Genomic DNA, 23,009 nt, shown 5'->3' on the forward strand with positions numbered 1-23,009 from the left:
ATTTAATCCTATTTAATTTGTTCAAGTACGGTTTTTTCGATAATTGAGATAATGTCATCAATATGCTCATCAGTCATTGCAAGAGGCAATAGGAGACGAACTCTCGTAGGCTCTTTACCCGCCATAAAGGCAATAATTCCATTATCAAATAGGCTCTTAACAAAGCTTGATACAGTTTCAGTTGTTGAGTCTCCAACTTCAAACGCAATCATTGTGCCGATTCCACCAACATAAGTAATCTTGTCTTGGCAAGAGTTCTTCATTAGATGCGTAAGCCTTGAAATAAACTTGTCTTCTAACTCTTTTATTCTTCCATTTTCCCCATAGAAGTTTCCTTCCGTTAGGTATTTAACTAATTTACTACCAGTTGATAGTGCTGAAACTGAACCATTGAATGTACCAGCAATAAGTCCTGGTTTAGGGTTTAGCTCCTCGCTGAATAGAACACCACAAACCTGTAGGGCCTTACCAACAGAAACAATATCGACGTACTTATCGAGACCCATTGTTTGGAATGCGAATAGTTCTCTTGTGCGTCCAAAAGTTTGAACTTCATCAACCCAAATATAGATACCTTTTTTCTTTGCCCACTTAAAAATTTCTTCGTAATACTCTTTCGGACCAAAAATAAATCCACCTTCTCCTTGAATGATCTCAAGCATAAGTGCGCAATGTTGATTCGGGTATTTTGTTGTTACTTCTTCAAGTGCTGCTAGAGTATTTTTTAACGATTCATCAGGGTTATTTTGATCAAAGTGTGGAACGTGATCAACATCGAGAGACTTTGGCATACCTTGGCGGTAGTTTGCATTATGTGTAATGTCTTGAGTTGCTACTGAGCGACCAGCGAAAGCCTTTTGAAAAGCAATCACGCGGTAAGCAGGATCTTTCTTTTGCCAAACAAGTTTAAGTGCTAGGTCATTTGCGAAACTTCCTGATCCCGTAAACCAAAAGTGTTTCAGGTTACTTGCTTCTACGGCCTTTAGTAGATTGCTCGTTAACTCAATGGCCTGTGGATACGGTTGTAGGTTTCCACACATTACCGTATCACCTAGAGCTGCTTCAAGGTGTGACTTAATATATATAGGGTGAGAGTGACCAAGAAGGTTAGGTCCAATACCACCAATTAGATCGTATTTTACTGATCCATCAATAAGTTCAGTAAAAGGCCCATGACCACGTCCCGAAGAAACGTAGTTAAAGTAAATTCCCTTTCCTCTTTCTTGGTTATATTTCTTTAAAGTGTCTTCAACTAGGTGCTTCTTTTCTTCTAGAGGGCCACGAACTTCCATGAAATTCTTTTGCTCCTTAAGAATTGAAGAAAATAGTTTATCAAATTGATCATTTATTTCGTTATTTCTAACACCGTATTCCATATCCAACCTCTTTTTATGTGGTAGAATTATCACTCACTTGCAAACGCTACAAGCCAAATAGATAATAAATTTATGTCAGATACTAACACAGGAAATCCACTAAAAGAATTAGAAGACCTTTATAAAAATAAAGATTATGAAGGCTATAAGAATCTCTTGATTAAGAATAAAGATTTGTTCGTCGACGCGCAGTATTTCTACAATTTGGGCACTGCGTATCTGAAGTTAGAGGACATTGGGGCGGCCCGTTTAAACTTAGAGAAGTCTTATCAGCTAGGGCAGCAAGACAAGCTTGTTACGAATAATATTAATTATATTAAATCGCACTATGACCTTGTGAGTCAGGATGTGAATTTCGTTGCAAAAGCGATGGATATTCCTGCTGTTTATTTTACAAGCTTTTCATTGATTCTTTTGATTATTACATTAATTTTGAATTTGAAGACAAAGCTGCATAAGGCCATGATTTTCACTTTCTTTTTGATCTCTCTGACGCCGCTCATTTTTAGCAATGTCTATTTGAAAGGTAGTTACAAAAATGCCATTGTTATGAAGAATGCTGATATCTTTGAAGGCCCTTCATCAATTTTTGAACACAATCAAATTGCCAAAGAAGGCTTAAGAGTTATCACTTCTAAGAAAAACGATAATTGGTTCTTTATCTATTGGCCTAGCGAAGCTAAGGGATGGATAAAAGCTGAAAATATTGAATTCTATTAAAGGCCATATATGACTGAAAAGTATTCAAAAGAAGATCGCATTGACATTAATTTGATAAAGTTTTTGTGGTCCATCAATCCTCTAGTTAAAAGTAATAAGGTAACAATTCCATACTTATTGAGGGATACCGTTATTCTAAGAAACTTAGGGGAGTTTGAGCTATTTCAGTTATCAAAATACTTTCATAAAAGAACCTATGAAAAAGGTGAAGTCATTTTCAAAGAAGGTGATTTTGGGATTGGTTTCTATATCATTGTTTCTGGTCGAGTTGAGCTTTCAACAGAGAGAAATGGGAAGAGTTTTCATGTAACAAATCTCGATCGTAAAGATTACATGGGAGAGATAGGTCTTTTAGAGGACGGTCACAAGAGGTCAGTGACAGCAACTGCTGCAGAACCACTAGAGCTCTTAGGGATCTTCAAACCAGATGTACAATTAATGATTTCAGAAAGGCCGGCCCTTTCTTCAAAATTTTTACAGGCCATGAGTGAACTTGTTGTAAAAAAACTTCATATTCTGGCCCGTGAAATTAGAAAGCTTAAAGTGGAAAACTCTCACTTGAAAGATGAAGTTGTTAACTTGAAAGAAGAGATTGCTAAGAATGACTAGTAATGATCGCCTTAGGGCCATTATCTTCGGATTATTTATCATCTCTTCGATGTTGTTATTTTTCGTTTTTCCACGAGTCGCAACACCGTTACTGATCTGTTATGTTTTGACCCTGATTCTAAATCCACTTCTCTTGTTTTTTGAGAGGTTTGGAATTAACCGTACAGCTTCATCAGCACTAGTTGTTACACTCCTTCTATTTTTAACGATCTATCCTATTGTAAAGGTAACTCCTTTAATGGTTAGTGAAGTAAATAACCTTGAAATCTATATTCCTAAGGTCGAAAGCTTTCTTAAATCTGTATACTCTCAATTTCAGGCCTTCGTTGCAGAACGTACTGGTTACCACTTAAGTAGTGGCTACCTTTTACAATCAATGAATTTTATTAAAGATGAGTTTAGTGCATTTGTTCTTTTAGTTCCAAAGTATCTAGGTTCTGCACTTGAGCTATTCTTTATTGTGCCACTTTTCTTATTCTTTACTTTAAAAGATATGAGAAACTTCAGAGAGCGTGTAACAAGACTTCTTCCAAATAAGTATTTTGAAAAGCTTTACCATCTTTCATTTCAATTTAATCGCCAGATTGGTGACTATATTCTAGCAAAGGTAATTGAGGCCAGTATTCTAGGTGTCATTATTTTCACGGGACTATTCTTTCTCGATATTAGATTTTCTCTTCTATTTGGCCTACTTGCAGCAGTTACAAATATTATTCCTTACCTTGGTCCTGTATTTGGCGCAATCCCTGCATTTATTTTTATTGCTGCAGAGTACGGTATGGGTACGCACTTTGGTGGAGCCTTTATTCTTTATATGGTTGCAAATGTTATCGATATCGCTATCGTCTTTCCATTACTTGTTTCTAAGATCGTTGACCTTCACCCTGTGCTTGTCGTGGTGAGTGTTATCCTTGGTTCACAGCTCCTAGGAATCACTGGAATGATCATTTCAATTCCACTAGCTGCAGCCGTTAAACTTCTTATAAATCAAATGCTTAAGGACGTATACGAAGAGCGTTATTAGCTTTGACGGGCCTTGCTAGAAAGTGCTAGAATTGCCTCTATAGGGGGCAATGTGCACAAACTTATATCAATCATTTTCATTCTATTAATGACGTCATGCGCAGTTAATCGTCCGCAAGGAAGTACTGAAGCTGAAGTACTATTTAAAGAAGCTGAAAGACTAGTTAAATCTGAACGCTATATCATGGCGTTAGAAAAACTTAATAAAATTAAATCTCAATATCCATATAGTTATTACGCGACGTCTGCTGAACTTATGCAGGCCGATATTCTTTATAAGCAAGAAAATTATGAAGAAGCCGCTGCTGCTTACTTGCTATTTAAGGACTTTCATCCGAAGCATCCAAAAATGGATTATGTAACTTTCAAAATCGCTGAAGCTTATTATAAGCAAAAGCCTTCAACTTTTGATCGTGATCTAACTCCTGCTAAGCAGGCCATCAAGTACTTCAATGAACTTAGAAGTCTATATCCTCAATCTGAATATCTGAAAGATGCCAGAGAGAAAATTGATGAGTGCTATAAAATGATTAAGGATAAGGAATTATATATTGCTAATTTCTACTTTAGGACAAAAGATTGGCAATCGGCTTCATTTCGTTATGAACAGCTTCTAGCTCAATTTAGTGATGATGGTGTAAAGAAGTTAGCAAGTGATCGCCTTGTTCACATTGGTTTGAAAAGTGCTAGACCTGAATTATGTGAATTAGTTTTTAAAAATTATCGCTACTTATACAAAGATAAAGATCTTTCTAACTTAAAGAAAGACGTTAAAAAGTGTATGGAATAGGGGACTTTGACTATGATGAAATCTTTTGAACAAGAAAAATTATCAAAGAAGGCCAAGGTCGCTTTTGAAAATCGTGAATATAACAAAGCGATTTCAATCTATAATGAACTTTTGGAAATTGATGCTAAAGATGCTGATGCTCTTTTTAATATTGCTAATATCTTTCACTTAACAGGAGAGATTTCAAAAGCAATTAAGGCCTTTAAAAAAGTTTTAGAGGTGAGGCCAGATCATACTGATGCAGCTGTTAGTTTATCTGTTCTGTATAATGATATTGGTCAATATGAAGAAGCGAGTAAGATTTTTCAAATCGCGTCTCAAAAAGTTAAAGTTAACTCAAAGAGTGCTGAGCTTAATGATAATCATATTGATAGAAAATTTGCGATCAAGCACTATGAATTAGCTGATCTATACCTAACATATAATCGTTATGACGAAGCCTTATTTGAATATGGAAAAGTCTTAAAACTTGACCCGTCTAACCTAGAGGCAAGAGTGAAGATGGCCAAGGTTTATGCAAAGAAAGGTTTTGTGAATAAGTCTTTTGAAGAACTTTCTAATTTAAAAAATGAAAGGCCTGATTATCTTCCAGGCAGAATTGCTCTTGGTGTTCTTCACTATGGTAAAGGTGATATCTTAAGTGCGACTAGTGAGTGGGAAAAAGTAATTTCTGTTGATCCTCTTAATAGTGAAGCACAAATGTATTTGAATTTTGCAAAGAATGCGACTGAGACGACTCTTTAAAACTATCTGAAATTTGAAAATAAAAAAAGCACCATTACTGGTGCTTTTCTTTTATATGATTTCTTTTGGGAAATTGAATTAAGCTTCTGCTGAGTGATCAACTGAAGTTTCTGTTGAAGATGATTGCTCTACAACAGTTGGCTCTGTAGCAACACTTACATTCGTACGAACAGAATCATCAGAGTGGAAATTCATGATCGACTTTTTAAGTGCATTGTACATTTCGAATTTTACTTCAAGCTTATTATCTTGAAGAACAATTTGACGAGCTTTGTGTGAATCATTGTTAATAATGATTGGTGCCTTTAGGTTTGCAGACATTTGAGTTACATCCGTTGGAATAGTTAGGATTGTATAAACGCTTGCATTAGAAAGATTTTCTAGTTTAAGGCTATTTAGTTCAGCCGGTAGTAGGCTGATTGAATAATCTTCTTTAAAAATTTTTGGCTCAATGATTGGGAATGCTGTTGCACCGTCATCAGTTGATTGAAGCCATAGGATTAGAGTCTGATCACCTGGATCAACAACAAAGAAGTCCTTTAGGTTCTCAAAACCAAGAATACCTTCTTCGAACCTGATGATATCTTTATTATTAACTTCTAATTCCCCAAATCGTGTTGTGCTTACTTTCACTGTCGTTCCTCCGAATTCAAGTTTAAGAACTTGATAACAGATTTTAACAGCCGTAGGGGCAAAAGAGCAAGCGGAATTTATTTCTTGTTGCGCAGTGCGTCCGTTAGGTCAGATAGACTTTCTGGGCCAGCTTGGGAAGCTTCGTAATTTTGTTCCTGGATAGCTTTATAGACTTCTTCGCGGTGAATTTTTGTTTCTTTTGGGGCCTTAATACCAAGACGAACTTGTTTGCCTTTAATTTGCACAACGACAATCTTAATATGATCGTCGATCGCTATACTTTCCCCTAGCTTCCTTGTTAAAACCAGCATTTCACATCCTCAATTTTGAACCGTCCTGATTCATCAGGTAATGGTTCATATATTATCCATAACTTTAAAAATCAAGTAAAAAATCAACTAAATAAAAAAAAAGTAGCAGCAGCGTGTTAGCGTAAAAAGTCCAATAGGTTCTTGTTTAAAAGCCCTTCAGAAGTTTTGTACGCAGTTTTCAAGATCTCTTGCTGACGCGTGATGTCTGAGAATAATTCAGTAACATCTGCATCGACGAGCTTGCTCTTTCTTTCCATATTGTCGATATTATTTGCTTCAATCGTGTTCACATTTGTCATAACTGAACTTGCGACTGAGCCTACACGTGTTCGTAATGTTACGAGACGCGTTACCGCTGTATCAAATTTTTCTAAAAGATTTTGAATTTGATCAGGGTCATTATTTTCTAAAGAGATTGCAAGTGAATCAAGTAGACCAAAAAGGTTAGCTGACTCTGTATACTTACCGGCATCCTTCCCAATTGGAGTTGATGCGATCTCTCGGTTGTTTTCTTCGGACATAATCTCGCGATTTTTATTTTTTTCTCGCGAATTTGCCATTTCAGGAAATTTTTCTAGGGGGTGATTAACTTGTGAATCTGTTTCTGATTCGGCCATGAATACTTCCTTACCGTGCAGGTTAACCTGAACGAAGAAGTCTTTTCCGACCTCTAGAGTTATATGGCCATTATCACCTTTATATTCACCATTTTCATTAAATGGAGTATCAAGCGTTTTAAAACCCGAGAAAATATAGCGTTGTCCAACACGTTTATTGGCAATTGAAAGGGCGAGGTTTTTAAGTTGCTTAACTTCATTAGCAACATTATTTCTAACATCTTCATTATAGATATCAGAAGATTGCGCGATTGCAATCTCTTTTGCCTTACCCATAATATCAGTAAGGTTTTCAAGTGCTTTTTCTGTGATATTTAGTTGAAGTAGTGCGAAGTCCGCATTTCTTTTAAATTGGGAATTATCTTTTGTTACACTAGAGATCTGTAGTGCTTCAATATTTGCTGCAGGATTATCTGAAGGCTTACGCATACTCTTAAGAGTCGTCCCCTTCATTTGCAGATCTTCCATTTTAGACTTATGCTTGTTAAGCGTATGCCTAATCGAAAGAGTCGTTGAATTTTCTGACACTCTAGTCATTTTTCAATTATCCTAATTACTGCTTAATTGATAAGACAGTATCAAACATCTCGTTTGCAGTTTTCATTACTTTAGCAGCAGCCTCATATGCGTGCTGGTACTTAATCATATTTGCTGCTTCTTCATCGATTGAAACACCACTAATTCTTTCTCGAATTGAATTTGCTTGTGCTAGAAGTCCTTCTGATTGTTCAGCGTCTAGCTTGGCCTTACCTGTTTCAAGTCCTACATTACCTACTGTTTTAAGGTAATCTTCTTCAAGTGTTGCAGTACCACCTGACATTAGTCTTTCATGCTGTAGCTTTGAGATTGCAATAGCAACGCGGTTATCCCCAGGACTGTTTGGAGATAGTGCAGTTGCAATATTTGAAATATCTGATTTGATAGCATCACTTAGGTCAATATTAAGTGCTGCTCCCTCTATTTGCATTGGCGTTGAGAAGAAGTTATTTCCTGTCGTTGGCCCTTTGTTATCCATTGCTACAGGTTTACCATTAACATCTGTTTGTATCTCACGATTAACATATCCTCTTCTGTGGATAGCGTTTACGTAATTCATAAACTCGTATGCTGTTTGATCAAGTTTTTCTTTTAATTGCTTGATGTCGTTATTTCGAACTTTAATTACTGCACCTAGTGAACCACCTTGAAATTTTTCAGTAATCTGTTGTCCTGAACGGCTTGCCCAAAAAATCTCCATTGAGCCATCTTGGCCATTAGTCGATTCATCTTTACCAAATACATATGTTCCGAGCTTTTGTGCTTGTGCTGCTGTAACAAGTGTTCCAACACCAGGGGACTGAACGTTATAATTTCCACGTTCATCTTGATATGTGTGGATTTTTATAATTTTCGATAATTCTTTTACTGATAGATCTCGCTGATCTCGAAGATCTCCAGTTTCATCGCCTGTTGCTTCAAGCTCACGAATCTTTCTGTTTAAGGTCGCAATAGAGTCGATATGTTGATTGGCATCCTTAACAGAGATCATGATCTTGTCATCAATACTCTTTGAAATTTCATCGAGAGTCTCTGCGATTCTTCTAAAGTCTTTTACAATTAACTGTGCTTTATCACGTACAACTGAACGAACTGTTTCGTTTTCTGGTTGATTTGCAAGATCTCGAAACGAGTTAAAGAAATTATTGAGAATTTGATTAAGTCCTTCATTGTCGATTTCATTGAAGATATCTTCAACACGACTCATTTGTTCTGCTCTATTATTGTAGTAGGACTCACTACTTTGACTATCACGTAATTTTCTTTCGACAAACTTATCGTGAACACGATTAATACTTTTAATTCTTGTACCACTACCAGTTACTAAACCGTCTTTGATAAGTGGCATATTTGACTGCTGGTGCACACGCTGACGAGAATATCCTTCTGTATTCGCATTGGAAATATTATGCGACGTCACCTCTAGTGATTTCTTAGAGGCGTTAAGTCCTGTATTCGCAATGTTTAACAGACGTGTAGACAAATAATCTCCAATTAAGGATTTCGCTCAAGCGATCTTTGCTGAGTGATACCTTTGGCGTTATATGTAGATACTGTCTTAGTACCCATTGCACTTTCTCTGATCTCACGAAGAGAGTTTAGCGCTTTGTTAATAAATAGTTGGTTCTTCTTATTTTGCGTTTGAATCTTTTCAATAATATCTACTAAAAGACTATTGAATCTAAATAAGTGTTTCCCATTCTTTTCAGCTTCAAACTTAGAGAAAAAGTCAACAAGGTCATTGATTGAATTAATCTTTAGTTCTTTATAATCCTTTTGGATATTGGCAAGGATTTCATTTCTTGCTTTTTCATTTACTTCTATTTTTGAAATGATTTTCGACTTTTCAGAAATTTTTTCTTCTAGCTCATCAATCTTACTGTCGAGTAGGAGAGCATACTCATCACAAGTTAAGTCAAATAACTTATAGTGAAGCTCACACTGTGACTTCCAGATATCTGTGATTTGAAAGTAATATGTTGCTAGTTGTGTTTTCATTATACTCCGAACTCTTCCCCAAGAATTTTATCTGCCATTTTGTCGTAATCCATTTTGTAAGTTCCACCTTGGATTTGAGCTTTTAGTGCAGCAATCTTTGCAGAGTTATCAATTTCTGGTGCAGCATCAACTGCTTTCTTGATATGTGCAAAGTCCTTTACTGCCTCTGGTATTGAAACCCTGGCATCATTTCTTGTTTGATTATCGATATAAGCTTTTTGAGCATTCGTATTTCTCTTAATTGGAGCTTGCTTCTGGATCTCTTGTGATCTATCGGCCGTAGTCTTAGCATTTGGAAAGAAACTTGATCTCGTATTTGTTACACTACTCATACTTTACTCCAATTTGTTTTGCCTGCTTCATTGCTATTGATTGAGAAGGTTGAGTTGGCCCTTCTTCAATTCGAATTTGGTTCTGTGCATATTTATTTTTATTGTCCAAATAGTTTTGATAATTTTGTTCATTCCTCATATGCTTTGGATAAATTTCATTCAAAATCATCTTCTGTATTTGGCTATCTTCTTTGACAAGTGCTTTAGCACGTTCACTTGTCATAAGTCCGTTATAGAAATTACCAGCTGTATTTTGCACGCCACTGTTAAGCGACTTTGTCATTTCTTTTACCATTAACTCGTTAAATTGTGCTTCTAGCCCTTGAGCAGCACCTTTGATCTCTTCAGGAATATATTTGTCAGAATTTGCAGGACGAACAGATTTTTGCGCATTTGCGTTTTGAATTTGTGGTCTATGAATTTTGATTTCATTCATAATACTCATCCTGAGTTTCTGGCCATTCAATCCTTGAAAAGCCCATTATCATTAATATTTTAACATTTTTTTTAGTTTTTTTATACCTAGCTCTAAAAAATGGTAAAAAATGCTATTTGACATTGAAAGTTAAATTAGCTCAATTTCTCCAACTAAAGCACCATTTCTCTTAAGTGCCTGAAAAATTGAGATCAAGTCCTCTGGTGTGGCCCCTAATGCATTAAGGCTCTTAACCAGATCATTTAGTGTAGTTGTCTTGTCAACTAAACGAACACTTCCTTCTTCACCATCTTTCTTTTTGTCCTTGACCTGTATATTTAGTCCGCCATGTGAGATGGCCACTGCTTGTACAGTAATGTCTCCACCTGCAACAATAGTACCTGTTCGCTCATTGATGATGATCTTAGCAATGCGATCTGTGTGAACTTTAAAATTTTCGATGATTGCTAAAAGTTGTACGATCTTTCTTTGGTACTGTATTGGTACAATAATATCAACAGTATTTGAGTCCTTTGCTATGGCATACTTTCCACCCAGCTCTTGATTGATCGTTTTCTCAATTCTTGCAGCTGTTGTGAAATCAGGACTTTTAAGTGCTAGTCTCAATGATTTTTTCTTATCAAAGTCTAATTGTAATTCTCTTTCAACAATAGCTCCCTGTGGGATAAGTCCAGTCGTCGCAAATTTCTTACCATTTTCTAGGCCACCAATTGAAATCGATCCATTTGCTACGGCATAAACATTTCCGTCACCACCTTTTAGCGGAGTAATTAAAAGAGTACCTCCAGCAAGAGAAGAAGCATCACCAATCGATGAAACTTTTACATCCATTTTTTGTCCAACACGGCTAAAAGATGGAAGTTCTGCTGTAACAATTACGGCCGCAACGTTCTTTGAACTAATTTCATTTTGTGGATTAAGTCCAAGCTTTTGAAACATACGTTTGAGTGAAGTATTTGTTACTTCTCCACCTCCGTCACCAGTTCCATTTAGTCCGACAACTAAACCATAACCAACGATAGGATTTTTTCGAACACCCTTAACATCTACTAGATCTTTTAAACGACTCATCTTTGCCTCAATATGAGTCCCAAAAGATAGAAGGATAAGACCGAAAATTAATTTTTTAAACATTAATTACCTCAATACCGTTACAGAGCTTTCTAAAAATTTTGTCGAATCAATTGTATCGTCTTCATTAATATCTTTACGTGAGATTAATGCTTGCAATTCAACTAGGTGTTTACGATTTTTAAAGAGAACATTTTTTTGTCCACGTACAAGTAGGTGATCACGGCTGATTTCTTCAACAATAACTCCTGAGATCTTGTCATGAACTTTATTTGATGCACTTGTGTCTTCACCTTCTTCTGCTCTTGCTGCTTGTGCCTGACCAGCTGCTGTCGCTGTAGTCGTGCTTTCAGGAGTTTGGCCAGCAAGTGATGGCATCGGTGGAAAGGCCCTTTTGAGCTCCATTGTAATATCATTTTTAAGACGAGTTTGAACGTTTACTAAAATAATATCACCGTTTCGCTTCCATTTATTTTTTGTGAATAGATAGTTCTCATTTCCGTTGCCGGCCCAAAGGCTGCCAGTGTTCCCATGGTCATGGAAATTGTTTGCTGTTACTCTTTTAGGTTGCTGCTGTTGTCGTTGAGATAATTGATTATTGTTATATCTTCTTTTAACTTGTGGAGCCATATTAGGAGTGTTGGCAGAAGTCTGTCTTCTATCTCCATAAGAGTTACGGAATTTATCAAATGTATTATCAACATTTGCTCTTTTTTGTTCGAGATCTCTTTGGTTGACACCATCTAATTCGTTATACATTTTGTTAATGTAGTTAGCACAAGATGTTGTTAGTAGTGCTAGTGTTAAAAATAAAATTTTTCTCATAAATCTACCTTCACTTCATTGAGTCCAATTACTTTCGCAGTGAATACCTTATTAGTTTTTATGTTTTTCACTTTTATGAAATCTTGTAACTTACCTGTCGACATTGGCAGCGCTTGACCCGTTAACTTAATTCCATTGCTATTAAGGATTACTTTTACCGGAACTCCAAATGTCACAAGATTAATAGGTGAGATGTCTCTTTTATTAATCGTCTCACCTGGTGAGATAACTTTATTTGACTTGTAAAAAGCAATTTCATCTAGGTTTTTAAAAACGGCTTTCTCATCTGTTGTATAAATTGTCTTTTCTTCAACGTTATTTGTATTGATTGATTTGAAGCTAAGGCCAATTTCATTCTTTGCGACAATGGCCCTAACTGGTTTTTGAATAACGATATCAAACCACTTTGTCATACCATCTAACGAAATTTTTAGTTTGTTATGACCAAGCTTGTTGCAGTCGTTACACATCAGCTCGAGTGTTGTTAAATTATCAGTTGTTATTGACTTAATTGGTGTTCGAGATTTGAAAGTTATTTTCCAATCATCATGAATCGTAAATTGAGTTTTAATTGTCTCATCTAAATTAATGATTACTGCGTCTTTAGTTAGAAAATTAATGTCATTTTCTTTTAAGTCTCGACTATGATTTAAATAGAAATTACCGTGTGCTGAAATAAGCATTTCATTAAGTATTTCAAGTTGTGATCGATTACAATTATTAGACTTATACGTAATAGCAGAGTTTTCGATACGATAGTTTTTTTGCGCCATCGTTACTTCACAATTACTTGCAAAGGAAAAGCTTGTAATAAATGTTAAAAGAATTAGTTTAAACACTCTCTCTCTTCTTCCTATTATCTTGTAATATTGTTAACAGTTTGTAGCATTTGATCGGCTACTCCCATTACCTTAGAGTTCATTTCATAGGCCCTTTGCGCCTTAATAAGATCCGTCATCTCATTCATAAGACTTACATTGGCCATTTCAAGAGCTCCTTGCTGCATTGAACCTGTATTATTCGTTCCCGCAATACCCTGAATAGGTTGGCCACTTGCCGTTGTTTGACGATAGAAGTTTCCTCCATCGTTATGAAGACCTGGGTTATTAACAAATGTGAATACTGGGATTTGTCCAACAACTTGAGGTTCTACTTGTCCATTAAAGTAGGCTTCAACTGTTCCATCGTTACCAATGCTAACTGTTGCTACACCCGGCGGGAATGTTATCCCTGGAAAGACTTGGTATCCTTGCTTTGAAACAAGTTGCCCTTGGGCATTTACATTAAATGCACCATCTCTTGTATAAACAATTTGTCCATTTGGTTTAATGATTCCAAAAAAACCATCACCATTAATCATTAGATCAAAAGGGTTATTTGTTACTTTGGGTGCACCTGCTGAAAAGACCTTTCTTACACCACTGATTTTCGATCCTGAACCAACTTGTACACCAACTGTGTAATTTGAGTTCGCATCTGAGCGAGAACCTGCTTCAGTGATTGTTTCATACATAAGATCTTCTGATTCAGCTCTTTGCTTTTTATATCCGATGGTATTTAGGTTAGCGACGTTATTTGAGATCGTGTTAACGTGCATCTCCTGTGTCGCCATCCCTGTTGCTGCAATATTAAGGGCCTTCATCATTCCAAATGAATAGCGGGCCATGAGTAGGAATGTAATAAATAGAATAATATTTTTCATACTACCTCAGAATTTGATCATTTCATTAACTGACTTAGAGCTAATTTGATCATAAGTTTTAATTGCTTTTTGTATTGATTCAAAATGACGGTGTGCTTTGATTAACTCAGACATTTCAGAAACAGCATTAACATTCGATTGCTCAATGAATCCTTGGTGAACAGAAGTATTAATCTGCTCTTTAAGATTACCTTCATTATTATTGATATAAAGAGAGTTACCTTCTTTTCTTAAGGCATGCATATCATTAAATTCTGTAATATTTAGTGCACCAACTTGGTTATTATTAGCATAGACTGCACCATCAAGAGCAAAGGTAATATTTCTTGTACCTGGTGGGACTGAGATAGGTTGGTTATCTTCTCTATTAAGAACTGGATACCCTTGTTGAGTTGTAATCACTCCATCTTGGCGCAGAGAAAGTGTTCCACGCCTTGTGTAACGTACACCTTTTGGTGTTTCTACAGCTAAGAATCCATTGCCACGAAGACCAATATCAAGTGGATTACTCGTAGGAGATAGTGTTCCTTGAGTAAAATTTGTGAATGAGCCATCGACCTTAACCATTGCGTGTTCTGCACCATAGCTGCGATAGAAGTCTTCTGGTGCCCACTCTTTATTAGGTAAATCAATATCTTCAACACCTTTGTCTAGTGCTGTTAAATACTCTTTAAATGCGAGTTGATCTTTTTTAAATCCAGGCGTGTTGGCATTTGCAACATTATTGGCAATTGTATCAACTTTCTGTTGTTGTGCGATTGCACCGGATAACGGTACCCATAATTCTTTCATCTGCCCTCCTGGCAAATTCTTCTTTAACTATACCAACCAGGGTGCCAAATTACCTACATAGGTAAAAATGACCCACGATGTAAGTAGTGATTATCACACCTTTTTATTTAAAGAACATGCAAAGTATGGGAATATTAGTCCATATAGGTTTTAATAACGTTAAGAAAATGACACGGTGAAGTATGGCCAAGAAAATTGATATTGAACAGAATTTGAAAAGATTAGAAGAATTAGTTCATGGACTTGAATCAGGTGAACTTACTCTCGATGATAGTTTAAAAAACTTCGAGGAAGGGGTTAAGTTATATACTGATAGCAAGGGCTACCTTGAAAAAGTCGAAAAGAAAGTTTTAGAACTTACAGATAAATTAGAAGAAAAAGAAATTGAATAAATTAAACTTCATTCTTATATTCTTGGTCTTTGTTTTCTTGAGTAATACTTGCCAGACACAACCGGAAGAAGAACAAAGAGTTGTAACGATCTCAGTAGACGCTGAAGAAACAAGTGTCATACCTTCAGTTGATGAAAAATCATCATATACTGAGTATGGCCCTGGACAAGTAAGCAGTGGTACAAATCAAAGTTTAAAAGGTGAACGTATTAATACTGTCGGTATTATTATTGGTGCTAGTGAAGACTTTAATACAGATGTAATGGATTATGTTTCATGTCTTATGAAAAATGATGTGAAAATTAATTTTGTTGCGGGAATTGGAAGTTCTTCTGCAATTGCGGCCATGCTTTCACAGACGAAAAAGCCTGAACTTGTTAAGTGGAAGTTTTTTAGATTAAAAGAAAGAGATGATGCGAACGAAATAATTGAAAATCTAAACATAAACGCTAGGTCTATCAAAAAATCTAGTATTGCCTATTATCTTACAACTGTTGCACCAAATGGAAATATTACCTTTAGAACGAAAGGTAATATTGTAGATGGTGTAAGAAATAATATTGAAAATAATAAGAAAGTACTCGCTGCTCAAATTGAAATTACTTCAGAAGACATCTCTCGTCTAATTGCCCAGAGAGTGTTCGTCTTTGCATATGATAAAAACTTATCGGTTTCTAAAAATCAGATAAATGGTAAAATGATTCAAATCAATATGCCTAAGCAGAATTATAGCTTAATGAAGAAGTGTGAAATTATAAAAGAGAATTTATGAAACATTTAAAAAGATTATTAGTATTAATGTCCTTCTTGGTTTTATTTGGAGGATTATTTGTCTTCTCGATACTAGTATATTTTTCTTTTACATTACCAAAAATCAGTAGTCTTGCAGATTACAATCCACCAATTAAATCAAAAATCTTATCTAAGGATGGTGTCGTTCTCTATAATATTGGTAAAGAGAATAGAGAGGTCGTGGAGTTTAATGAAATCCCTCCACGTATTGTTGATGCTTTTCTATCAGCAGAAGATTCAAATTTTTATAACCACGATGGTGTTGATTACTTTGGGGTAATGAGAGCTCTTGTAGCAAACCTTAAGGCAGGACGTGTTGTACAAGGTGGGTCTACAATTACACAACAGGTAGCCAAGTCTCTACTTCTTTCATCAGAGCGTTCAATCACTAGAAAGATTAAAGATTTTCTGCTCGCTCAAAAAATTGAAAAAAGATTTAATAAAGAAGAGATTTTGTTTCTTTATTTAAATCAAGTATACCTTGGTGGTGGATACTACGGTGTTAAGTCTGCGTTTCGCGGCTATTTTAATAAAGAATTGAATGAAGCAACAGTTGCAGAGTCTGCTCTTATTGCAGGACTTCTTGTTGCTCCAGGAAAGTATTCTCCATACCGAAATCCACAACATGCGAAAACGAGACAGGCTTACGTTCTTGGTCGTATGTTCGCGAACAAGAAAATTACTAAAGAAGAATATCAAGAAGCGCTTCAGGAAAAGATAAAGTATCAGCTTAGAAGAAATAGTCCTTTTCTTGCTGGTTACTTTACGGACTGGGTTAGAAGACAGGCTATTGATATTGTAGGTGAGGAAAAGTTTCTTACTGAAGGATTTACTGTTCAAACAACTTTAAATTATGACCTTCAAAAAACGGCCGAAGAAAATATTAAAATAGGTGCTGACGAAATTGATAAGCGTCAAGGCTTTCAAGGGCCTATCGGTCATATTGAATTAGAAGAGCTAGACAAGTATATCGAAGAATTCCGAGTTGAGTTATATAAAGAGAAGTCAAATTACTTCACTCTTACTGAAAATAATGAAAGAGAGTACGAGCTTCAATTAAAAGAAGATGAGCTTGCTGTATTAAAAGATTTTACCCAAGAACAATTAGCTAAACTTTATTCTTCTAGATTTTATCCTGGATATAGTGCTGATGATCAATTACTTGGGCAATTAGAAAAAGATAAATTATATAAAGCGGTAGTTTTACGCTTAGATAGACGTATGAGAAATATCATCATTTCTGTCGGTGGAATTACGGGTGTTATTCCTTATGAATCTTATCGTTGGGCACACGAGAGAAAGTATACAGACGCAAGAAAGTATTTTCCTTATGTTAAAAATCCAAATGATATCCTAAAAAAGGGTGATATCATTCATGTAAAGATTAAGGATTTTAGTTCAAAGTTTTCAGAACATGTATACTCGCAATATCTTAACACTTACAAGAAGCTTAAAGATTATAAGACACTCGAAGAACAAATGTATCTTGAGTGTTCTCTTGAGCAAGAACCAAAAGTTCAAGCCGCACTTTTAAGTCTAAATCCATTTACTGGTGAAGTTATTTCAATGGTTGGTGGTGTTGATTTTGAGAAGAGTGAGTTTAACCGTGCGCTACAATCAAAGCGTCAACCAGGTTCAGCTTTTAAACCACTGCTTTTTGCGGCAGCACTAGAAAATGGCTACCAACCCAATACAATCATTTTAGATACTCCTGAGGCCCTTGGAGGTGCTAACCAAGCGCTAAATTGGAAGCCTCGTAACTATGATGGAAAATTTAAGGGGCCAATGACATTTAGAGAGTCTCTTGAGTTTAGTAGAAATATTCCGACTATTAAGATTGCACTTGATTTGGGAATGAATAAAATTTTTAACTACTTAGATCGTATTAATTTCCATGCTGATATGCCAAATGACATGTCGATCTCTCTTGGATCTTTTGGTGTTACACTTCTTGAAATGATTCGCGCGTACTCAATTTTTCCAAACGGGGGAAAAAAGGTACTTCCTAAATCAATTATTTCAATCACAGATCGTAATGGAAAAGAGTATTTCTTCCAAGATGACTTTGCGACACAATCTAAACTTGAATTAGAGAAGCTTGCTAAAGAGTCTAAAAACTTAAATCAAACTGATAATGTTCGTGAAAAGGAAAGTGATTCTCACAATGAGTTCGAAAAAGAAGCGGTCAATCCATATTTATTAAATCTAGATGAAGAACAAGTTTATGATCCAAGATTGGCCTATATTATGACAAACCTTCTCAAGGGTGTTGTTCATAATGGGACAGGGAGACGTGCTCTTAGTGTAAGTCAGTTCTTAGGTGGTAAGACAGGAACAACGAGTAGTTATGTTGATGCTTGGTTCTTAGGCTTTTCACAAAATATTGTTACTGGTGTTTGGACAGGGATGGATGATAATCAGACAATGGGATGGCCTGAAACTGGAACAAAGGCCTCGATGCCTATTTGGAAATCATATATGCAACGTTCTATTCAGATCTATGGAGAAAGAGACTTCCAGATGCCTGCTGGTATTGTAAACGTATCAATTGATAAGAAAACTGGTGAGCTTGCAAATGGCTCAGGATCAAAGTTTTTGGAAAGTTTTGTTGAAGGAACTGAACCTGGATCTAATTCTAAGAATAACTTCTTTAAGAAAGAGGAAAATAGTCAAGAAACAGGTGCAATTCTTGAAGATGATGATTTCTTTAACAATTAATCAAAATATGTAGTAAATTTTTCGATATTTTCTCCGAGAAGGCTAAAGAATAGTTAGTTTCTCGGAGACACTTTGGAATTAGTTCACAAAACCCATAAGACATATATCTACCTAGCAATAGCATTATCGCTAGTAGTACATATTTCTTTGATGCCTTCAAAGCTAACATCTTTTTCATTATCTCTTACAAAGCCTCAAGAGGAAAAAAAGTCTGAGCGAATTCGTCTGAGACTAAACAGAGAAAAGCCTCGTCAAATTGTTACAGCTGCTAAAACGAATCAAGAAATAGCAGATAATGCCAAATATTTGAGTGAAACTAATAATAAGGTTGATCGTGAAACGAAGGCCAAAGAAGTTGCCACTTTTAATATAGGTGGTGTTGGTAATTCTAAAATCGATCAGAAAAAGCAAGGTTCTAAAACTAAGAAGAAAGAGCAGCGTAAGATGACAAAGTCCAAGACTGGACGAATTAGCTTCGAGGACTTTGCTGTTGCACAAAATTCTCCACTTGAGAAAGATCAGAACCTAGTAAAAGGTACAAAGACTGGCAGTAAGAATCATCGAGGTATTGCTAGTTCAAATGACCACCTTGAAGATGTGAAGCTAGGTGACTTCACTAAGCTAAATACCGTTGAGTATAAGTATTATGGTTTTTACTTTAGAATTAAACAGCAATTAGAGCAGCACTGGGGATCAACTCTACGTCAAAAAATGGAGTCCCTATATCGTCAGAATCGTCGTGGACCTGCAGGAGAAAAGTTCCTAACAAATGTACGTGTTGTCCTTGATAATGACGGTAAAATCATTAATGTAATCGTTAATGGAACTTCTGGAGTAAAAGAGTTAGATGATGCTGCAGTTGAGGCTTTTAATAAAGCTGGGCCATTTCCTAACCCACCATCTGGCCTAGTTAAAAATGGCCATGCAAATATCGATTGGGGCTTTGCCGTTACAAAGAACTAAGACTTAGTGCTTTGTATTTCCTTTAAGCATCTTTTTAATATTGTTAATACCTTCCATAAGAACGTAGTCAGTCCAAACCTGATCTAATTCTTTAATCGTTTCAACGATTTTAATAGCGGCTTGATCGTAAGAGATACGATCAGTTTCTGCTAATTGTTGAATGGCATTTGAAATAGCTGCAATAGCAGTCGAGTTACATGCTTGGTTTAATCTATCCTCATAAGTAGTATCGATCTTCTTCTCTTTACCCTTGATGATTGCCGTATTGATTAGCTGAATAGATTCTTGATTATGCATTTAATACCTGTCTCTATTTATTGATGAACATTGGAGAATGCGAGTATGAAGCCTTAGTAGGACTTCGTAAAGGAAAAAGTTGGTCAATTGAAAATATTTTTAGGTGAGAAATTTGTAAGTTACTGAAATAAAAATATGCCCTCATTTCGAGGGCATATGTAAGAATTTAAAATAGATTTTATTTTGTTTATTCTTGACAAAGGCTTTCGTATTCTTCGTTTGAAAGAAGGTCTGAAAGTTCATCTTGATTAGACATTTTTACCTTAATCATCCAAGACTCATAAGGCTCAGAGTTTAGATTGTCTGGTGAGTCTGGAAGTTCCTCATTGATTTCTGTAATTGTTCCAGAAACTGGAATATAAAGATCACTTGCTGACTTAATCGATTCTACAACTCCAAAAGTGTCATCTTTAGAGAATTCTTGACCTACTTCTGGTAGTTCAACAAATACGATATCTCCTAGAGAGTTTTGTGCGAAATCTGTAATACCTACTGTTAAGATATCACCTTCAATCTTTGCCCACTCGTGTTCTTTTGTATATTTAAGATCTGTTGGAATGTTAGTCATTATTTGTGCCCTCCGGTAACAAATGGTTTTGTATGATAGTTCGAATCTATTACATTCTTTCGAATTTGTATTCTAAATTTCTTATTTTCAGGAAATAAATCACGCTTTACTAGTCCAAGGCAAATCCCTTGAGAGTTAGTCACAGACATTGTTCCACTTGTTACAACCCCAATGATTTGATCTTGGTCATTTAGGATCTCGTAACCTTCTCTAGGGATTCCCTTATCGATAGAAAGCTTAACTAGTCGGTGAGTGGGTGTCGTTTCTTGAAGAGCATTCTTACCAATGAAATTTTCTTTGTTTAGCTTTACCGTCCACTTAAGGGCCGAGTCTAATGGAGTTAATTCATCATTTAACTCATGGCCATATAGTGGGTAACAAACTTCTAGTCTTAAAACATCACGTGAAGCAAGACCACAAGGAGTAACGCCTGCACCAAGAAGTTCCGACCAAAGCTTTTGAATCGTTTCATGTGAACCAAAGACTTCAAATCCATCTTCACCTGTATAACCTGTTCTTGCCATAATTACGTTAGCATCATTCCAAGTACTTTCGTATGCTGAGTAATAAGAAGCTCCTGTTACTGAGTCAAAACCAAGTTTAGAAAGAACTTCTTCTGTCTTAGGACCTTGAATCGCAAGTAAAGAATAGTCTTCCGATTGGTTTGTCAGTTCAATATCAAAACCTTGCGTTTTTGATGAAATCCAATTCCAATCTTTATCAATATTTGCGGCATTTACGCAGATTAAAACTTTTTGATCTTCCAACTTGTAAGCAATTAAATCATCAATGACTGTTCCATTTTCACGACAAAGTGGTGAGTAAACAGCTTTGCCTGTTTCTGCATTTGTAAAATCATTAGTAATAATATAGTCAACGAATGCTACGGCATCTGGCCCTGTTACAAAGAATTCACCCATATGTGAAACATCGAAAACACCGATGTTACTTCTTACAGCTTCAACTTCAGATTTTACGCCAGCATATTGAATCGGCATTTCATAACCTGCAAAGTCTGCCATTTTTGCCTTAAGGTCGCGATGCGCCTGTGTAAGTGATGTTTGTTTCATAAATTTCCTTAGGTTTTATTTCTTAGCGGCGCTAATTAAATTCTGAGAGACACTGAAAATAGTCATTGGACCAATTCCTTTGGGAACTGGAGTAATGGCCGCTAATTGATCTTTAATATTTTCAAAATCACAATCACCGCAAAGCTTGCCTTCACTGCTTCGATTGATTCCAACATCAAAGACAACTTGTGATTGATCGTTTCTAAAGTATTCTTTTGTAAAGAGCTTAGGTGAGCCAATTGCTGTTACAATAATATCTGCAGATTTCGTTAGCTCTTTTAAATTTTGCGTTTTTGAGTGGGCAAGTGTAACTGTTGCATTTAAGTTCGTTAGTAATAAAGAAAGTGGTTTACCAACAATTAGACTTCTACCAACGATAACAACATTTTTTCCTGAAAAATCTACTTTGTAGTACTTGGCCATTGTCACAATGCCTTTTGGTGTACATGGAATCATTGACGTTTCACCAAGCTGTCCACGATAAAGCTTAGCAACGTTTTCGTAGTGAAAACCATCGACATCTTTATGAGGGACAACAAGGTCTGTTGTATCAATTTGTGAAAGTGATTTTGGAAGTGGTAGTTGAATAAGAATTCCGTGAACATTTGGATCTTCGTTAAATTGATTAACAATTTTTAGGAACTCTTGCTCACTAATTGTTTTATCTAAATTTACAATTTCACAGCTTGCACCAATTTTTTCTGCAAATTTCTTCTTACTATTTGTATAAATAACACTTGCTGGATTATCTCCAACAAGAATTACTTTTAAACTAGGAACCACACCCTGTTCTTTCAGGATGATACACTCTTGTTTAAGAAGTTCAACTTGCCTTTCTATGACTGGTTGCGCATATAGTAATTTTGTCTCATTTTGCATTAACACATATTATCTTTATAGCTTGGTATTGGCAATTTCAGAATTAAGTCGTATTCAAGTGATATGTTTTTTTGGTTAGGATTAGCACTACAATTAATCGGTTTCGCATCAGTTGGCCTTTGTCTTTTTGTTGGTTTACAAAAAGGTGACTATGAAATGCTCGAGCTCTATCAATTTATTGGTGGATCAGCAGTTTTTTATATCGGCCATATGATAAAAGGCGTAGATCGCTCGTAAATTCAAATTTTTCGTTTATACTTAATCTATGTATATTCTAGGAATTGACCCCGGATCTCGTACTACTGGTTGGGCCGTTATCGAAGTAGAAGGTCGAAAATTTAAGTATGTCGACTCAGGTGTTTTAAAATTTGATAAGATACCAGAGTTTCTCGATCGTTTAGCAACGATTTCTTCTTCAATTAAAGATATCGTCTCAATGTATCAGCCAGATGAAATATCTGTCGAGGCACTGATTTATGTAAAAAGTATTCCGGCATTATCTAAACTTGCGCAAGCAAGAGGGGCCTTAATCGCAGGCTTATCTGATAAGTACCAGGGAAAGATCACTGAGTATTCACCAAACTTAATAAAATCTAGTGTTACAGGCCATGGACTAGCTTCAAAAGAAAGTGTTGATCGCTCGCTTAGTATGATCTTTGGTAAGCTAGATTTTAAATCACATGATGAGTCGGATGCCCTTGCTATAGCGCTTTGTCACGCGTTGAATCGTGGACAAAGGGCAAAAATAAAGGGAAAATCGTCACATACTCGTACAAAAGCACGTACATTAAAAGAAGTATTTTCTAAGTAGGTT

28 protein-coding genes are annotated in these 23,009 nt (G+C 35.9%); 11 read left to right on the top strand and 17 right to left on the bottom strand.

Annotated features, from left to right (window positions below):
* Window positions 1-8: 8 nt before the first annotated feature.
* Window positions 9-1,376, bottom strand: a complete 1,368-nt coding sequence (locus ABMA76_RS12485; protein ID WP_392909623.1) for an aminotransferase class III-fold pyridoxal phosphate-dependent enzyme — start codon at window positions 1,374-1,376, stop codon at window positions 9-11.
* A 72-nt stretch (window positions 1,377-1,448) separates the two neighbouring features.
* Between ABMA76_RS12485 and ABMA76_RS12490 the strand changes: the two genes are divergently transcribed.
* Genes ABMA76_RS12490 through ABMA76_RS12510 form a run of 5 tightly spaced genes read left to right on the top strand, consistent with a single transcriptional unit; the run spans window position 1,449 to window position 5,262 of the window.
* The gene (locus ABMA76_RS12490) at window positions 1,449-2,096 is read left to right on the top strand and encodes a tetratricopeptide repeat protein (RefSeq protein WP_392909625.1); all 648 of its coding nucleotides are present in this window, start codon (window positions 1,449-1,451) and stop codon (window positions 2,094-2,096) included.
* A gap of 9 nt (window positions 2,097-2,105) precedes the next feature.
* The gene (locus tag ABMA76_RS12495) at window positions 2,106-2,705 is read left to right on the top strand and encodes a cyclic nucleotide-binding domain-containing protein (protein ID WP_392909626.1); all 600 of its coding nucleotides are present in this window, start codon (window positions 2,106-2,108) and stop codon (window positions 2,703-2,705) included.
* Window positions 2,698-3,729, top strand: coding sequence for an AI-2E family transporter (locus ABMA76_RS12500; protein WP_392909627.1), 1,032 nt, complete (start codon window positions 2,698-2,700; stop codon window positions 3,727-3,729). Before ABMA76_RS12495 ends, ABMA76_RS12500 begins: the two co-directional genes overlap by 8 nt.
* A 51-nt stretch (window positions 3,730-3,780) precedes the next feature.
* On the top strand, window positions 3,781-4,518 hold the full coding sequence (gene bamD / locus ABMA76_RS12505; protein ID WP_392909628.1) for an outer membrane protein assembly factor BamD: 738 nt from the start codon (window positions 3,781-3,783) through the stop codon (window positions 4,516-4,518).
* 12 nt (window positions 4,519-4,530) lie between these two features.
* Complete coding sequence (locus ABMA76_RS12510) at window positions 4,531-5,262, top strand: lipopolysaccharide assembly protein LapB (RefSeq protein ID WP_103218681.1); 732 nt, start codon at window positions 4,531-4,533, stop codon at window positions 5,260-5,262.
* A gap of 78 nt (window positions 5,263-5,340) precedes the next feature.
* Here the strand turns inward: ABMA76_RS12510 and fliW are convergent, their stop codons facing one another.
* The 12 genes from fliW to flgF all read right to left on the bottom strand — a co-directional run bounded on the left by fliW (window position 5,341) and on the right by flgF (window position 14,516).
* Window positions 5,341-5,895, bottom strand: coding sequence for a flagellar assembly protein FliW (fliW, locus tag ABMA76_RS12515; RefSeq protein ID WP_021267423.1), 555 nt, complete (start codon window positions 5,893-5,895; stop codon window positions 5,341-5,343).
* A gap of 77 nt (window positions 5,896-5,972) precedes the next feature.
* Window positions 5,973-6,206, bottom strand: a complete 234-nt coding sequence (gene csrA / locus ABMA76_RS12520) for a carbon storage regulator CsrA (protein ID WP_021267493.1) — start codon at window positions 6,204-6,206, stop codon at window positions 5,973-5,975.
* Between the two features lie 116 nt (window positions 6,207-6,322).
* Window positions 6,323-7,360: a flagellar hook-associated protein FlgL gene (gene flgL, locus ABMA76_RS12525; RefSeq protein WP_392909630.1), complete on the bottom strand. Its 1,038-nt coding sequence runs from the start codon at window positions 7,358-7,360 to the stop codon at window positions 6,323-6,325.
* 16 nt (window positions 7,361-7,376) lie between these two features.
* On the bottom strand, window positions 7,377-8,843 hold the full coding sequence (gene flgK, locus ABMA76_RS12530) for a flagellar hook-associated protein FlgK (protein WP_392909631.1): 1,467 nt from the start codon (window positions 8,841-8,843) through the stop codon (window positions 7,377-7,379).
* A gap of 11 nt (window positions 8,844-8,854) precedes the next feature.
* Complete coding sequence (gene flgN / locus ABMA76_RS12535) at window positions 8,855-9,358, bottom strand: flagellar export chaperone FlgN (protein ID WP_392909632.1); 504 nt, start codon at window positions 9,356-9,358, stop codon at window positions 8,855-8,857.
* Window positions 9,358-9,690 (bottom strand): flagellar biosynthesis anti-sigma factor FlgM, encoded by a 333-nt coding sequence (gene flgM / locus ABMA76_RS12540; RefSeq protein ID WP_392909634.1) that lies wholly within the window; start codon window positions 9,688-9,690, stop codon window positions 9,358-9,360. Before flgM ends, flgN begins: the two co-directional genes overlap by 1 nt.
* Window positions 9,683-10,126: a hypothetical protein gene (locus ABMA76_RS12545; protein WP_392909635.1), complete on the bottom strand. Its 444-nt coding sequence runs from the start codon at window positions 10,124-10,126 to the stop codon at window positions 9,683-9,685. The genes flgM and ABMA76_RS12545 overlap by 8 nt, the downstream gene beginning before the upstream one ends.
* A 129-nt stretch (window positions 10,127-10,255) precedes the next feature.
* On the bottom strand, window positions 10,256-11,260 hold the full coding sequence (locus ABMA76_RS12550; RefSeq protein WP_392909636.1) for a flagellar basal body P-ring protein FlgI: 1,005 nt from the start codon (window positions 11,258-11,260) through the stop codon (window positions 10,256-10,258).
* Between the two features lie 3 nt (window positions 11,261-11,263).
* Window positions 11,264-12,022 carry a flagellar basal body L-ring protein FlgH gene (locus ABMA76_RS12555; protein WP_392909638.1) on the bottom strand — a complete coding sequence of 253 codons (759 nt, stop codon included), beginning with the start codon at window positions 12,020-12,022 and terminating at the stop codon, window positions 11,264-11,266.
* Window positions 12,019-12,861, bottom strand: a complete 843-nt coding sequence (gene flgA / locus ABMA76_RS12560) for a flagellar basal body P-ring formation chaperone FlgA (RefSeq protein ID WP_392909639.1) — start codon at window positions 12,859-12,861, stop codon at window positions 12,019-12,021. Before flgA ends, ABMA76_RS12555 begins: the two co-directional genes overlap by 4 nt.
* Before the next feature lie 17 nt (window positions 12,862-12,878).
* Window positions 12,879-13,724 (bottom strand): flagellar basal-body rod protein FlgG, encoded by an 846-nt coding sequence (gene flgG / locus ABMA76_RS12565; protein WP_021267403.1) that lies wholly within the window; start codon window positions 13,722-13,724, stop codon window positions 12,879-12,881.
* Window positions 13,725-13,730: 6 nt separating this feature from the next.
* A complete protein-coding gene (gene flgF, locus ABMA76_RS12570; protein WP_392861526.1) occupies window positions 13,731-14,516 on the bottom strand; it encodes a flagellar basal-body rod protein FlgF in 786 nt (261 codons plus the stop codon).
* A gap of 182 nt (window positions 14,517-14,698) precedes the next feature.
* Here flgF and xseB point away from each other — a divergent pair, with 182 nt between their 5' ends.
* From xseB to ABMA76_RS12590, 4 genes are all read left to right on the top strand, one after another.
* The gene (xseB, locus tag ABMA76_RS12575) at window positions 14,699-14,908 is read left to right on the top strand and encodes an exodeoxyribonuclease VII small subunit (protein ID WP_199177562.1); all 210 of its coding nucleotides are present in this window, start codon (window positions 14,699-14,701) and stop codon (window positions 14,906-14,908) included.
* Window positions 14,901-15,680: a hypothetical protein gene (locus tag ABMA76_RS12580; RefSeq protein ID WP_392909640.1), complete on the top strand. Its 780-nt coding sequence runs from the start codon at window positions 14,901-14,903 to the stop codon at window positions 15,678-15,680. The genes xseB and ABMA76_RS12580 overlap by 8 nt, the downstream gene beginning before the upstream one ends.
* Window positions 15,677-18,418 carry a penicillin-binding protein 1A gene (locus tag ABMA76_RS12585; protein WP_392909642.1) on the top strand — a complete coding sequence of 914 codons (2,742 nt, stop codon included), beginning with the start codon at window positions 15,677-15,679 and terminating at the stop codon, window positions 18,416-18,418. The genes ABMA76_RS12580 and ABMA76_RS12585 overlap by 4 nt, the downstream gene beginning before the upstream one ends.
* A gap of 72 nt (window positions 18,419-18,490) precedes the next feature.
* Entirely contained in the window at window positions 18,491-19,381 is an 891-nt protein-coding gene (locus ABMA76_RS12590) for an energy transducer TonB (protein ID WP_392909643.1), read from the top strand.
* A 3-nt stretch (window positions 19,382-19,384) separates the two neighbouring features.
* Here ABMA76_RS12590 and ABMA76_RS12595 read toward each other — a convergent pair whose 3' ends face one another.
* The 4 genes from ABMA76_RS12595 to ABMA76_RS12610 all read right to left on the bottom strand — a co-directional run bounded on the left by ABMA76_RS12595 (window position 19,385) and on the right by ABMA76_RS12610 (window position 22,195).
* A complete protein-coding gene (locus ABMA76_RS12595) occupies window positions 19,385-19,678 on the bottom strand; it encodes a hypothetical protein (RefSeq protein ID WP_392909644.1) in 294 nt (97 codons plus the stop codon).
* A gap of 187 nt (window positions 19,679-19,865) precedes the next feature.
* Entirely contained in the window at window positions 19,866-20,246 is a 381-nt protein-coding gene (gene gcvH / locus ABMA76_RS12600; protein ID WP_392861533.1) for a glycine cleavage system protein GcvH, read from the bottom strand.
* Window positions 20,246-21,316 (bottom strand): glycine cleavage system aminomethyltransferase GcvT, encoded by a 1,071-nt coding sequence (gene gcvT / locus ABMA76_RS12605; RefSeq protein ID WP_392909646.1) that lies wholly within the window; start codon window positions 21,314-21,316, stop codon window positions 20,246-20,248. Before gcvT ends, gcvH begins: the two co-directional genes overlap by 1 nt.
* 15 nt (window positions 21,317-21,331) lie before the next feature.
* Window positions 21,332-22,195, bottom strand: a complete 864-nt coding sequence (locus tag ABMA76_RS12610; RefSeq protein WP_392909647.1) for a bifunctional 5,10-methylenetetrahydrofolate dehydrogenase/5,10-methenyltetrahydrofolate cyclohydrolase — start codon at window positions 22,193-22,195, stop codon at window positions 21,332-21,334.
* Window positions 22,196-22,258: 63 nt separating this feature from the next.
* On the opposite strand from ABMA76_RS12610, the gene ABMA76_RS12615 reads away from it, so the two are divergent.
* Together ABMA76_RS12615 and ruvC are read left to right on the top strand one after the other, a co-directional pair.
* Window positions 22,259-22,432, top strand: coding sequence for a hypothetical protein (locus ABMA76_RS12615; protein WP_021267658.1), 174 nt, complete (start codon window positions 22,259-22,261; stop codon window positions 22,430-22,432).
* 28 nt (window positions 22,433-22,460) lie between these two features.
* Complete coding sequence (gene ruvC, locus ABMA76_RS12620) at window positions 22,461-23,006, top strand: crossover junction endodeoxyribonuclease RuvC (RefSeq protein WP_392909648.1); 546 nt, start codon at window positions 22,461-22,463, stop codon at window positions 23,004-23,006.
* Window positions 23,007-23,009 lie beyond the last annotated feature (3 nt).

It is taken from the genome of Halobacteriovorax sp. ZH5_bin.2 (genome assembly GCF_043196375.1).
Taxonomy (GTDB): domain Bacteria; phylum Bdellovibrionota; class Bacteriovoracia; order Bacteriovoracales; family Bacteriovoracaceae; genus Halobacteriovorax_A.